10 protein-coding genes are annotated in these 13,247 nt (G+C 66.2%); 8 read left to right on the forward strand and 2 right to left on the reverse strand.

Annotation, left to right across the window (positions count from 1 at the left end; genetic code table 11):
* Positions 1 to 646: 646 nt before the first annotated feature.
* Complete coding sequence (locus tag CP977_RS00925) at positions 647 to 2,200, reverse strand: SNIPE associated domain-containing protein (RefSeq protein ID WP_244412626.1); 1,554 nt, start codon at positions 2,198 to 2,200, stop codon at positions 647 to 649.
* A gap of 456 nt (positions 2,201 to 2,656) precedes the next feature.
* Between CP977_RS00925 and CP977_RS00930 the strand changes: the two genes are divergently transcribed.
* The 8 genes from CP977_RS00930 (at position 2,657) to CP977_RS00965 (ending at position 12,472) form a co-directional block, all read left to right on the forward strand.
* A complete protein-coding gene (locus tag CP977_RS00930; protein ID WP_236072288.1) occupies positions 2,657 to 3,172 on the forward strand; it encodes a hypothetical protein in 516 nt (171 codons plus the stop codon).
* Positions 3,173 to 3,815: 643 nt separating this feature from the next.
* A complete protein-coding gene (locus CP977_RS00935) occupies positions 3,816 to 4,946 on the forward strand; it encodes a hypothetical protein (RefSeq protein ID WP_152369425.1) in 1,131 nt (376 codons plus the stop codon).
* 388 nt (positions 4,947 to 5,334) lie between these two features.
* The gene (locus CP977_RS00940) at positions 5,335 to 5,955 is read left to right on the forward strand and encodes a hypothetical protein (RefSeq protein WP_152369426.1); all 621 of its coding nucleotides are present in this window, start codon (positions 5,335 to 5,337) and stop codon (positions 5,953 to 5,955) included.
* Between the two features lie 570 nt (positions 5,956 to 6,525).
* Positions 6,526 to 7,065, forward strand: a complete 540-nt coding sequence (locus CP977_RS00945; protein ID WP_167309075.1) for a DUF4365 domain-containing protein — start codon at positions 6,526 to 6,528, stop codon at positions 7,063 to 7,065.
* The gene (locus CP977_RS00950; protein WP_152369428.1) at positions 7,062 to 8,264 is read left to right on the forward strand and encodes a hypothetical protein; all 1,203 of its coding nucleotides are present in this window, start codon (positions 7,062 to 7,064) and stop codon (positions 8,262 to 8,264) included. Before CP977_RS00945 ends, CP977_RS00950 begins: the two co-directional genes overlap by 4 nt.
* A gap of 438 nt (positions 8,265 to 8,702) precedes the next feature.
* Complete coding sequence (locus tag CP977_RS00955) at positions 8,703 to 9,443, forward strand: hypothetical protein (protein ID WP_152369429.1); 741 nt, start codon at positions 8,703 to 8,705, stop codon at positions 9,441 to 9,443.
* Between the two features lie 55 nt (positions 9,444 to 9,498).
* Positions 9,499 to 9,933, forward strand: coding sequence for a hypothetical protein (locus CP977_RS00960; protein WP_152369430.1), 435 nt, complete (start codon positions 9,499 to 9,501; stop codon positions 9,931 to 9,933).
* Between the two features lie 169 nt (positions 9,934 to 10,102).
* Positions 10,103 to 12,472, forward strand: coding sequence for an NACHT domain-containing protein (locus CP977_RS00965; protein WP_152369431.1), 2,370 nt, complete (start codon positions 10,103 to 10,105; stop codon positions 12,470 to 12,472).
* A gap of 34 nt (positions 12,473 to 12,506) precedes the next feature.
* Here the strand turns inward: CP977_RS00965 and CP977_RS00970 are convergent, their stop codons facing one another.
* The gene (locus CP977_RS00970) at positions 12,507 to 13,148 is read right to left on the reverse strand and encodes a hypothetical protein (protein ID WP_152369432.1); all 642 of its coding nucleotides are present in this window, start codon (positions 13,146 to 13,148) and stop codon (positions 12,507 to 12,509) included.
* Between the last annotated feature and the right edge of the window lie 99 nt (positions 13,149 to 13,247).

Here is a 13,247-nt window from a genome sequence, read left to right on the forward strand (position 1 = left end):
CGTCGTCCATGCTGTTCTGCGGCGCGAGTCGCCCTGGGCACCCACTTCGTCCAATGAGCGGTTCGGGGAGGCGTGGACGACGGCTTGGAAGTCCTGGCCGGGCGCTGGTCTGGTTATGGGGATGCTGCCGAGCCGTGGCCGAGAAGCGCGCCGCTGCCGCTTCGGCTGTTCGCCAACGTGCAGCTACGCACAAGCGAGACCAGCGCCTTGATGGACGCGGCCCACGAGATCACGAAGCGCTTGCGCACTACGCAGCACGAGCAGCACCGCGACGGCAACGGGCTCATCGTGCTCCCCATACGGATCGACCCGTCGCAACAAGCGCCCGAGCAGAAGCCGAGCACCTACGGGTTGCCCTCGGCACGCTCTGCACCCACCGGCGGGGCGATCAGGGTGCGAGCAGCGTCACACCGGCGCCGAGCTCCTCGGCCAACCACCGTGGCGCTGCGCCAGCTCGCGCAACGACCGTCCTGTGTTCGGCCAGGCCCCGGACGGCAACACCTGCCAGGATCTGGCGAGGGCACGCACTGAGGCATGCGCCTCCGGGGGGTGTCTGGGAAGTCAGATGCCACGTGGCTGCCATGGGGCGGCTGCGATCACTTCAGTGATCTCGGGTGTGCCTCGGCCATGAAGCGTCCCGTCGGGGTCAGCCTGTCTTGCTGGCACGCCATTCGAGGGCTTGAGGGGTCTCGGTGAACTCCACCAGGTGCTCGCCCGCGAAGCGTTCCAGAGCGGTGCGTACCTCGGTGGGGGTGACGTAGAAGAATTCCTTCCTGTTGTTGACGCGGTTGACGCGGCGGTCGGCGAACTCCTGGTGAAGGCGGGTTTCGAGTCCGACGGCGTCCTTGCTGAAGATGAGTGCGTGGACGTCGAAACGGAAGGGGACCGCGGCGCCGCTGAGCTCGTAGACGCGGTCGAGAGGTTCGAGGCGTCGGGTCATGCCGATCTTGACGATGCTGTCGCCGAAGGCCCCGATGTTGGAGACGACGTAGACGTAGCCGGTGCGGACGTTCGCCGCGCGTGCGTCGACGTCCTGGAGCGCCTGCTGGATCTCGGCGAGTTTGGCTTCCATGTCGCGCAAGGCTTCGTGGTCGCCCTGGGCTCGCAGGCGCTCGAGGGCGACTTCGTAGTGGTTGAGTTCCTTCTTCAGCTTCTCCCGTTCGCGGTCGAGCTCACGCTGGGCGGCCGCCTCCTCGCGCTCACGGGCTCTCGCCTCGCGCTGAGCTTCCTTCTCCTCGTCCTTCTTCTGCAGGAAGTCGGCGGTCAGCTGCAGTTCGCGTACCCGGGCGTCGTGATAGGCGTCGGAGATGCGGATGTGCATGGTGGCGCCGAGTCGGGCGATGGTCTCCCGGCTCTTGTAGAGGCGGTCGACGAGTGAGGTGAGGCGGTGGGGACGCATGGTGCGGACGGCGTAGTCGGCTTCGGCGTTGTAGGCGCGGAGCATCAGTTTGGAGAAGTCTCGGATCATCTTGCGGCCCTCGCGTGCGGAGCCGTTGACGGTCCAGTCCGTGGCGGCGAGAACCGCCTGGTTGTTGTGGGCGAGGTTCTTGATCTCGGCCTTGAGGGAGTCCAGGCGGCTGCGGTAGGCGACGGCGTCGTGGAGCTGGTGGTGGTAGGCGTAGATGCCGGCCTGCTGCAGCAGGACGGTCTCGTCGGTGGTGACGATCTGCGCGCGCAGCTCGGTCAGACGGCTCTCAGCCTGGTAGATCTCTCCGCGGTATTGCTCGGCCTCCTTGCGGATCCGCTCGGTTTCCTTCGCAGCCTGCTTGGCGTCGGCCTTGATGTCCTTGGCAGTCTGGCGAGCCTGTGCCACGACGGATTCGGCCTCGGCCTGTGCCTGCGCATGTAGCGCGGCTGCCTCCTGGCGTGTCCGCTGCATGAGGCCGGCGACCTGGGCAGCGTCGGCGCCTTGGGTATGCGCGATCCACTGCCTGAGTTCCTCCAGCTCGCTCGCCTCGTCACGCCGCCAACGGCCGAACAAGCCTTTCTTGCGCCCGGCGGGAACGCCGGGCGCCGGCGTGTACTGCTGAGGCACAGCGGCCGCCGGCTGCGCGTCTTGGGGTGGGTCGGGCAGCCACAGCTGCCAGCCGGGAGGGGGCGGCGGCCAGGACGGGTCGGGTTGCCAGCCCGCCGGAGGGACCCAGCCCTGGACCAGGGGCCAGTTCGGCGGCGGATTGAATCGGAACCTGTCCACACTCACCCGTCCACTCCCCTCCCCCGGCACCGCCCGGTGCCCCGCCCTCGATTTCCCGCGCGATCATGCCGTGCAGGCTGCCGGGAGGAAGGCCGATCACGAGGATCGGCGCAAAAGGCACCCTGGCTGCCACCGAAGGCCGCGGGAGGGGCGTCGTCGCGCTCCGGCTTCGAAAGAGCCATACTCGGCGCGTGTTGCCGCCGGTTTGGGCGACGTTTGTCAGGCTCCCGCGGACGGGATGGCGTGACGCTGCCGCACTGAGCAGCCGTTCTGCGCGGCCCTGTGTCCCGGGTGGGACCGTGCCTGCCGAGAGGGCCGGCATTCCGCCCAGGGCCAGTCAGTGTGTCTCGGCCACGCGGGGGGATATCGCACATACCACTCGTGTGTGCCCAAGTCACCTTACCTTGCACATCAGATGGCCGGTTTCTATGCCTCCGGTCCCCCACTTCCGAGGAGTTGTTCGTGTCTGCTTCCCTTACGCCCGTCCAAAGCATCGACGCCACGACCGCGGCACTCCAGGAAGAGCTTCCTCGCCTGGAGCAGCTTCAGCAGGAACTCGAGAAGGAGCTGGCCGCGGTCTCGGAGCGCATCCTGTCGGTCCGTAAGGCACTGACGGCCTTGCTGGCCCTGGCCGAGACCCCTGCCCCTCGGGCGGTGCAGGCCGCGCCTGAACCGGCTGTGGCAAAGGACGAGACGGCGGTCGAGGCGGCGCCTATACAGGAAGCGGGTCCGGTTCCCGCGCCCCGCAAGGCCGCCACCACACGCGCGGCCGGCGAGCGTAAGACGACGCCGGCCAAGGCCAACGGGCGGAAGGAACGGTTCCCCTGCGAAGAAGCCTCGCGTCGCGACCGCGTCGCGGAACGCCGCTCCTGCCGCGAAGGACCCTGCCGGCTTCACCGAGCAGGTGATCGGCATTCTCGCCCGTTCACCGGAGACTGCGATGCGCGCGCGGGACGTCGCCCAGGCACTCGGCCATGATTCCTCGACGGGCGCCGTGAACTCCGTCCGCAGCACGCTCAACCGCCTCGTGGCCACCTCGCGGGCCGCCCGCGCCGGCCGGGGTCTCTACCAGGCCGCTGCCGCCAGCTGATCCAGTCGCAGGTCATCGCCATCCGGCACCTCCTCGCCGGGGCCTCGCTGACGGAGTCTGGCACCTTGTGATCTCTGTCCGCACATCGACCCGGCGAGGCTCCGCTGCCCTTCGTTGCGGGCCAGTCCGACGAGGGCTACGGCGTCGTGGTCGAGTTCGCCGGCTGTTCAGAGCCGCACCCCGCCCAGGCCGCCGCAGCATCTCGATCACCACCCGTTCCAACAGCCGACACCGCGCCTGACCACGCTTCCCCAACTGGTTGCACAGGGGGCGTGAACTACCGCAACTGAAACCACCAGATGCCCCCAGTCACCGCGGCGCTGCCGGCTGCGTACGCAGCGCCTCGAATCATGGCGAACCCTGCGGCCCGAAGCAGGCGTCGGGGTCCTTTGCGAAAACGTCTCGTCATTTCGTCTCTCCTCTGAGCTGGCTGCCGTGCGCACGATGCGCGACAGGCGTATGGCTCAGTAGGCCAACCCGTCCCAGAGTGAGGCCCTGTGTGAATCGCGGGGTTCTAACTAGACTCGCCTCGTGGTGTGGAAAGAGCCCAGCGAAGCCGAGCAGCGATTGTGTGAGCAGCTTGCGGCGCACGGGCTGTCAGTGAGCTGGGCGAAGATTCGTCGATGGCGCGAGTTCGGTGCGCTGCCCTGGAAGAAGCGGGAAGGCCTGGGGCGTGGGGCTGGGTCGAGCTCGGGGCTCCTACCGGAGACTTTCGCTGTTGCTCAAGCCCTGGCGCTGGCCACCGCGAAGAAACGGCCCCTGGAGCAGGCCGTACTCGAGGTGTTCACCACGGGCGCTCGGCTCGATCAAGTCCTCGCGGCCGCGACGGTACCGCTACCCGAACGTGCGGTTCGACGCGCTCTGGCCTGGTACATGGCGCGGGATCGCTCCCATCCCTTTGCCGCCATCGAGATGGCCGCCAGATCCGCAGGCGGCTGCCCCGACAAGGCCATGGATGCCGCTCTGGAGGCGGCTCACCGGTACTTCCCCAAGCTGTACCGCCAGGCGAAACAAAAGGGGCGACCGCCGGGTATGACGGTGCCCGACAGCCTCGCCGACGCCGATGGCCTCGCGACCATCGCCGTGGCAACGGTGCTCGGCTTCGAGGTCTTCGGCGCCGACGCCGTTGTGGAGGCAGTGAACCAGTCGCTGCCCGAGCTAACTGACGAGTACGGGGACCAGGTCTTCGCCCAACTGAGCAGCTCTCTGCGAGGGGCTGAAGGTCACGGCGCGAACCCGTGGTCCCGCCGTGCTCGCTGGCCCTCGCTTCAGGACCGGATCCAAAGGGTGGAAGAGGTCGAGTACGCGCAGCTCTGCGGGATCCGCGATGCGCTGGCCCTACTCGTGGAAGCCTCCCCCGCGCTGGCGCTGGCGCGAAGAGCAGGGGTCGAAGATCCGGCTGTACGGCACGTTGAGGCAGTTCGGGCGGCGAACCGGCGCACAGATGAGTACCTGCGACGGGCCGAGGACATCAGCCGCTGCCCCACGGAACGGGCCTGGAAGGACTTCACCGGCCTTCTCCTGAACGTCTGCATTTCGCCACGGCGCCTCAGTACTTTCCAGGACGATGTCACGGCTCTGGATCCTGCCTTGAACGACATTCCAGGCCTTGGCCGTCGGGTGCTCGCGAGCTGTATCGCCGCCTCGGCCGGCGAAGCATAGGGGCCTCGCTCACTGCAAGAACACCAAGCGCCGGATGCCAAGCCGAAGCGAAGCCGTTGCGGCTGAGTCTTCAACGGGGTGCAGGAGGTACCGTTCCCTGGCACGCAGCGGGACAGGTCGGCATCAACCCTCTACAGCCTCACAGGCCCAGGTGTGCCATCGTTCCAATGTGAGTTCTGAAGACATAGCCGCCTACGCGTCACTTATGGCAGGCATCGCTGCCCTGGTCATGGTCGCTTTCGGACTGCGCCAGTTGCGCTTGCTACGGGAGCAGAACCGGAGCAGTCAAAGGGCGAGTGCCGCTGCTGTGGAAGCTGCGGATGCTGCTCGGGCTGCCGTCACTGAAACGGCTCGGACACGTGCTGACACGTTCGCGCCAAGGATCACGGTGCTGTCCGAGGAGCCCCAGTGGCCTCCGCTCATCAGCCGGCACGCGTCCCGTGGAGATCGTCTGTTTTCCTCGGGCGTCGTGCATGGTGCCGAGCAGCTGGGCCGGGAAGAGCTGATCTTCCCCGAGAGTGCGGAACACCTAATGTGGTTCGTCGTCCGTAGTGTTCTCACGAACGAGGGTGCCTCGACAGCTCGTGTCCGGATCATGGGAGACGGCGAGTTCATCGAAGGTGATTCTCACCTGCTGCCCGGTGAGCGGCTGTCTGTCCCTCCGCGAAGTGCTGCAGGCTCCGGCTTCGGAGAGGACTATTTGCACCGGATGCACATCCTGCGTCCCGGACAGTCAGCTCTCGTTCAGTGGGCCGCTCCGATGAAAGTTGCCGAGTGGACCGTCAACCATGATCTGGGAGCTCCACCGGAGGCGAGCGTGACGATCGAGGCCTTCGACCACGCTGCCCATGGTGTCATCGACCGCACCAGGGTGAGCGTCACCGCTCGGGTGCTTCGTCCGGTCCGCGGGCGTGAGGCGCACTGGGCTCTGACCACCGCCGAACCCCGGGACGTTCACGTCGTGGTCTGGGATACCGAGCGCGAGTACCGCAGCGAGCAGCGCGACTGACATGCGACCGTAGAGGCAGCACGGTGCCTGAGCCGATGCAGGATCTGTCACCCGGTCGGGAGCACTGTACGTCGGCGGCCAGGGGGAGCTCGAGATCGCCTGCCTGGCCCCTACCTCGCGCCTGCGCCTGCGTGAGGCTGACAGCTCTCGGAAGTGCGGGTGCCCGGTGGCAGACTCTGGCCGCGCTGGCCGGGAGGGTGCCACTGACTGACTCGTTCAGCTGGCGTACAGGTTGAGCAGGTGTTTGCCCGGTCGGGGCTCGAGGTTGCGGTAACTGAATCGCAGCAGGGTACGGCCAGCGGCGCTGTGGTCTTGGCTGAGACTGATGGGCTTCAGAGGGTGGGCTGCGTGAGAAGCGTCAATCGATTAGCGGACCTGGCATCGCGGACGTAGATCGCCCCCTGCCCGGGGCGTCCATAGTTTGCTGCCCGGCCTGGCGTTGCAGGGCTAGGATCCGCCCGCAGCGTTCGCGGCGGTCTTTCGTACTCGGGGACGGTGAGTGAGGCATAGAGTGTGGCGAGGGTCGAGCGGTGCGGGTGGTGGCCCTTGGGGCGGGAGCGTGATCGGCGGGTGGACGAGGCGGGGTTTCGCCGAGCGGGTATCCCCGCGAGCGCGCACAAGGAACGCGCGAGCTATCACGTCCTGGGGCTTGTGGCCAACAGTGCAGGCTGTCAGCTGCAGGATCCGCAGCTCGACTACGACTGTCTCGACACGACAGTGCTGGGTTCGGGTCCACACTCTCGGCGCGGCCCCCGGTTCGATGTCCAGCTGAAGTGCACAAGCAGCGTCCATACGGCAAGGCCGCTCGCCAATGGCGACTACTCGATGAACCTGCCGGCCGACCAGTACCTGAAGCTACGAGCCCCGGGCTATGTCCCGGTGCGGCTGGTAGCGATGATCCTCCCAGAAGGAGTAGAGGTTCCGCAGGTCAGGAACGACGGGACCTTCTGGGCCCTGGATGGTTTCATGCTGTGGTCCGACCCGGAGGACTGGCCTGCGCTTGAGCCTGGGAGGAAGTTCGGCAGAGTGATTCTCCCGCGGGAGAACGAGTTCACTCCGGAGTACGTCAGAGACCTGATCAAGCGCCTGGGCAACGGAGGTGGGCGGTGAAACTGGAAAAGCTGGACTCTGGGGCCTTCCGGCCCCTGGTTCCGTCTGTCTCCGTCGCGATGCTCTCGGACTTCCTTCATGAGGCTGGCTGGGTGCTGGCCGACGAACGTGAGGGACTAGCGGAGTACTGGCTTTCCCCCCAGGCGGGAGCCGGTGAATCGGAGGATGGGGCCTACCTGCTGCCGCTGAACGAAGGGATGCGTGACTACGACCGTAGGCTGGCCGAGCTGCTCGCGGGACTGGCCGACTACTTCGGTGATGACGCATCACAGCTTCTGCAGCGAATCAGTTCCGTGGACTGGGACACTCTGTTGTTCCGCATAAATCCTGCCGGGCCTGGTGAGTCCGTGCCGCTTGCCGAGGCTGCGAGCGTCCTCGCTGTGGGCTCGGAAATGCTGAGGCTGGCGGCTCTCTACACGGACAATCCCGAAAGGACCGGATGGGGCAGCCGCCGTAGTGCCGGCGTGGCGGCCTATCTGCGCGACGGGGTGCGGCTCGGCCACACCCGGCAGGGCAGCTTCGTCTTCCCGGTGATGTCTCGTACCGGGCCATGGCAGGGAACCCGGCCGCCATTCGGACGGCAGGTCATGATGAACCTCGCCGCCGCGCTCGACCGTGTCCATCGCTGGGTCCGTACCGGCGCCGATGAACGTGAGGGCATGCCTCCGTTCGAGACCGCCGTTGCAAAGTCCCTGCGTCCGCTTGCCCGAGCCGGAGACCTGTCGCTTGAACTGTCGTTCCAGTGGGCTGCGAATCCTCCCACCATGGAGAACATGCGAAACAGTCCCCTATCCTTCGACGCCTCCGCCGTACGTACGTTGCACAGACGTACCCAGCAGCCGACCATGCCGCACGGCATCGAGGATGATCTGCCGGAGCCGGAGAGGGCTGCTCTGCGGTCTCCCTCCGCCATCACCCGCCAGCCGCAGGAACAAGAACTCACCGGCGAGATCGTCGCCATCGGTGTAGATGACCGCAATGCAGCTCGAGGGCAGAACCCCTGCTTCATCGTGCTCCGTGTCGGGGAGAACGACTACACCATGGCGGTCAACCATGACGAGCATGACTACGCGCTCCGCGCGCGTCGAGACGGACGGAGGGTCACCGCCAGAGGGGAAGTCGCCATGCGTGGGAACGGGAGAACGATCCAGGGCTCTCTGGTCCGGGACCAGACTCCCTCGCTCCCCCGTCGACCTTAAGGCGTATAGGCACGTCCAAGGGACTACCGCCGCCATTGCAGGAGGCAGCTGGTAGGCACCCGAGAACGCAAGGCAGCCTCGCTGGTCTCAATACTCGCAACCGTCTTGTACGAGGGGCGCTCCCCAGGTCAAGTTGGCGTCCCGCTCGACGGCTGCGAGCAGACGCTTCATGGGGTGCGGCCGACGTACACCAGTAGCGGCTTCACCCTCTGGATCGCCCTTCGGCGGTACCTCTACGACGCCCCGGGTGATGTCCGAGGCTGGACCTATGCTGATCACGTCTTGACCCGATGAGGCTTCGTCCCGGTCGCTGGGCATGGAGATGGAAGCGGAAACAGAGGTCCCGTGGCGAAGTCGTCTCTCGGCCCGCAGAAACGCTCCTCAACAACGGCTGCCGGTGAAAGGTCCGTCGCGGCCGCCGGCAGTATCGCGACAGCCGTGACCGGCGACGGGAACGTCGTCATAGCTGGCGATGTGAATGTCATCAACTGCTACATGATCTTCAGCAACACCAAGGACTCGGTACCTAGGGTGGGCGAGGTGGCAGTGGTGGATCAACCTTCGGTAGCGAACAGGGAGAAGGTATTCGTTCCCGTACTTGCGGGCATCGTGAACTGGGTGGGCCAGGGCATCTCATTGCATCCCGGCCCACGCCTGGTGCGCGCTTATGTCGAACACGCCCTGCGCCAGGTAGGTGCCGAGGGGGTGGCCGCCTACGGCCAGGAGCTCGACAACGGCGACACTCTGCTGTTGTTCACGGGCGCCGAGGATGTACGCGTGCTCGGCGCGCTCCTGCTGCGCGAGCTGGATCAGCTGATGGCGACAGACTGGCAGCGAGCCTCACGCAAGGAGGGCTACCTGCTGCCGCAGGTACGGCTGATGCTGCATGCCGGGTTCGGGGAGTTCGATGGCTCCGGCATCTGCAGTCCGTCACTTGTCGATGCCCTGCAGTCGCACTCCAGGACCACGGCGATGAACGACGCAGGTGCCGGGGACGCGGTCGGTGTGGTGGCGTTGGTCGCGCGTGACGCCTTTGATGCCGAGGTTTATGGCTTGCACTGCGGCGGGGCCCAGCTGTGGCTTTCGTTCACGCACACGGTGCCTGGTGCTGCCAGTCTGGACTTCTGGTTCCGTGGCGCGCTGGGCGTGGAACGTCGTGAGCCTCCTGCCGACACATGATGCGGACGAATCCAGGATTCGCAACTAGGTTGTCTGGAAGTAGAGATGAGCAGGAGTGGTGATGCTGACGGGTTGGCGCAGGGGTGTGTTGTGGACGGTGGCGACGACTGCTGGTCTGATCGTTGTGGGCTTGACGCTGCTGCTGTGGCTGAATGATCTCGGGACGGCAGGGACGGTGGCGGGCTTCGTCGCTGATACCGCCGCGATCATCATGGTCGTCCTGACCGTGCGGGCGCTCTTGCTTCAGTCCGGTCAGCAGCAGAATCACACTACGGCGTCGGGCCCGGGGGCGGTTGCGGCCGGTCGTAGCATCGGCAGGGCCGTAACGGGCGATGGTAATCAGGTATCGGGGCCGGCCCCGGCCGTCGCGCCGGGTGGTTCAGCGCTGGGTGGTTCAGCGCTGGGTGGAGCGGTGGAGGCGTCAGGATCGAAGTCGGTCGCGGCGGGTGATTCGATCGGTGAGGCTGTGACAGGCGACAACAACACGTGAGAGACAGCCGGAGCTCGATCGGTGGGGTGAGCATGGGGGACGGGATCAGCACGTGAAGTCCTGGCGGAGCTGTTTCGGCATCGGGCGGGAGAACAGGTGGTCCCGTGGCTCCCAGGAAGGTTCAGCTGAATCACGTGGGGTGTCGGCGTCGGGGGACGGGGCCGTCGCGGTGGGCGGGGATGCCGGCTTCATCCTGAATGGGCACTACAACACGGTGCTCATGGTTCCGGGATACGGGGGGCCGAGAACGCTGGATGACCTGGCTGCCGCGGGCCGGGCCCGCATGGTGCAGCGCTGGCATGCGGTCGGTGTTCCGCTCGATGTGGCGTGTACGTTCGCCGATACTGCGCATCTGGGATCCCTTCCCTCTGCGATGGTCACCTCGCCCGAAGGCCGTGTAGTGGTCCTGGAGGGTAGCTTTGGGGCGGGTAAGTCGCTGGCAGCGGAGCGGAAGCACCAGCAGGACATCACCGCAGCCCGCACAGATGCGCGGGCCCCCATTCCTGTTCACCTCCACGCTAAGCACATTCAGGGTGGTGTGGTCGACGCAGCCATCCGGGCAGCACGTCCCTTCGGTGATCCTGCAGCACGTGGGATTGCTCTAGTGGTGGACGGACTGGATGAGCCCGGCCCGATCCGCGGCAAGGAACTGTTGGATCAGGGTCTCAGCTGGACCGCTTCGACGGCCGGGCAGCGTTGGCACATCCTGTTCACGGTCCGCCCTGGCCTGGAGCTGAACGACTCTGTTCGCCGGATCATGCCGGATTTGGGTGAGGATGAGACGGCCCTGCTGATCGACCGGCTCGGCGGGAACGGATCTGCCGTGGGCAGTCAGCCGAGCATGGTGCGCCATGTGCTGCGCCGTCCGTTGTTCGCCATCATTGCAGCCGGGCTGCAGCGCGATCGGAGTCCTCTGCCACACAGCCCGATGGCCTTCCTGCAGGCGCTGGTGACCCGGGCCGTGCGCGATGCGGAGGAGGCCAAGGAGGAACGCGCCGAACGGTTGCTTCAGAAGCTGGCCACGGAGTGTGCAAGCACTGGTGGTCTGGCAGCAGCCGCTGATGTGGGCAGTCCTGGCGACGTGCACGCGCTGCTGGGTACCCGGCTAGTGGTACGTGTCGGCGAGCGACACCTGGCGTTCGCTCTGCCCGTGCTCGAGCAGTACTTCACTGGTCAGGCTCTGCTGGCCGGCGGAGTACCGGCCGACGTGACGCAGAACGTGGAACTGCTGGACCGCTGGCGCTACGGGTTGGCCATGGCAGTCGCCTCGGCAGGCTGGGAGGCGGCACGAACGGTGATCGAACCTCTGCTGCGCGCCCAGCCGGGCATCGCGGCATGGGTCGTCCACGAGGCCGTCCCCCGCGCTGTACCTGAGAGCGAAGGTCCGTGGCCGGATATGGCTACCAGCCTGGTCAGCCAGCGCCTGCAGGCGACCCTTGAGGCCTGGCAGCAAGGGCTCGGCCCGGCAGGCGACCTGATCTTCTTCTACACAAGATGGTCTGGCCCCGTCACGGTCGATGCCCGGCTGAAGGGCAACAAACTGGGACTGCACATCCTGCGGAGACACGCCGACCACACTCCGGAACTCGCTATCCCCGTCTCCCATCGCCGGGCGGAGCCGCATGGAATGCGCCCCCTGGCAGCGTCGGCCCGGCCAGTTGCGGCAGATTACGCCGCCTGGCCCTGGCAGGAAACCCTGGGCACAGTTGCCTCGCGCCTGCACATGCTGTGTGAGCGCAGAGATTTTGACCTGGCCGACTGCGACGCCTACACGAAAGAGCGGTTGTGGCTGGCAAGCACAGGCCTGCTGAGACGTGCAAGCCGGCGCTATGCACCATTGCAGGCAGACGAAGCACATCAGGCCTTGCGTCAAAGTCTCTACTCCGCGGGAAGGCTGCCTGTCCGGTCAAGCTACGGTCACCAATTCAGCGGACGGCAGGTGGAGTTGCTTCGGATTGACGAGCAACTCGGCGGTGGTCGATGGGCTGACGACAGCGGCATGCTTCACTACCCCTACGCTGCGCCCGACCAGGAAGACGGTCCCCACGTGCACTGGGTCTGGGACACATACAGTCCCTCACAGCTCAGGCTGCGTACCGAGCAGGTCCTCTCCGCCGCCATGGAGATCTACACCGCGCTCGTCGACACCTGGTTCCCCCACCTCAAGCAGGTTCTCGGCCTGGCCAGCGCCTGCCCCGCCACATTGGTCGCCGACCTGTACGTAGCCCCGCCCCAGGACAGTGACTCCTATGAACCGCCCCTCATGCGACTTTCCCTCCGCCCCTCGACGGGCAGCTCGGTCAGCGTCCACCTCGTGCCGTCAGAGGATGACCTCTACGCTCCAGCCCCGCCTCTCTCACCCGGAAACGAGCCGGCAAGGTCCCCATGGGCGCGCCCGAGTACACCGGTCATCAGCGAACCCGAAATCTTCGACGACGCTCCCGCGATCGGCTATGCCTACGCCTGGCTTCACGAAGACCTGCACCGCCTACACCTCACCTCACACGGACCAGGAAGAACAAACTCTGGCCTGCCATAGCGCTCTTACACGCGGCATACGGCAGAGCTGCCTGCTACGGCACGCGGCGCTCGGGTAGCAGGCCCAGTTCACGTGCAGTGGCCAGGTCCTCGTACGCCGTGGTCCGGCCGACATGCATGCCGGGGCAGACGAGGGTCTCGATTACCTGGCGTGTGGAGAGATCGGCTGGTGCATCCCAGATGATCTGCGCGGTCTTCTCGATGCGCGGCAGGTAGGTACTCCACCATCGTGGTCCCGTACGGCGCCGGAGTTCCTTCACGAGAACGATCTGCGGATCGGGCATGACATCGCCAAGTCGCCTGATACGTGGTGGCCCCCATCCATCAACGATCCACTCCCAGCCCTCTTCGGTGGCTTGGAAGGGACCGTAGGGAATCATGGACAGGGCCAGCGGCAGAGCGAGCCTCCGGGCGGCAGCGCGAATCCGGTCCTTCTCCTGGTCCGAAGACACGCCACCAACCGTGGTGGCGTTCTCTTGCTCGACGAACCCTCCGCGGTCGACCTCGAGCGCGACGCACATGTCCACGCCGGTAGCGTTGCAGCTCAGCCAGATGCGGAAGCGGGGCGGGAAGAGGTGGCCGGCCACCTGGACCGGACGGTCCTTGAACCAGGACTCGTCTCCGTCGTGAAGACTGGAGGGCTCGACGATCAGACCCTCCGCCCAGTATCGGTTCACTCAGCTCCCTCGCCATGGGAGCTGCGGAGCGCACCGATCAGCAACAGGCCGAGAGTTGTCGTCCCGCCGAACGCCACGGCGGCATCCCGTACTGCCTTC

Source organism: Streptomyces cinereoruber (assembly GCF_009299385.1).
GTDB lineage: Bacteria > Actinomycetota > Actinomycetes > Streptomycetales > Streptomycetaceae > Streptomyces > Streptomyces bikiniensis.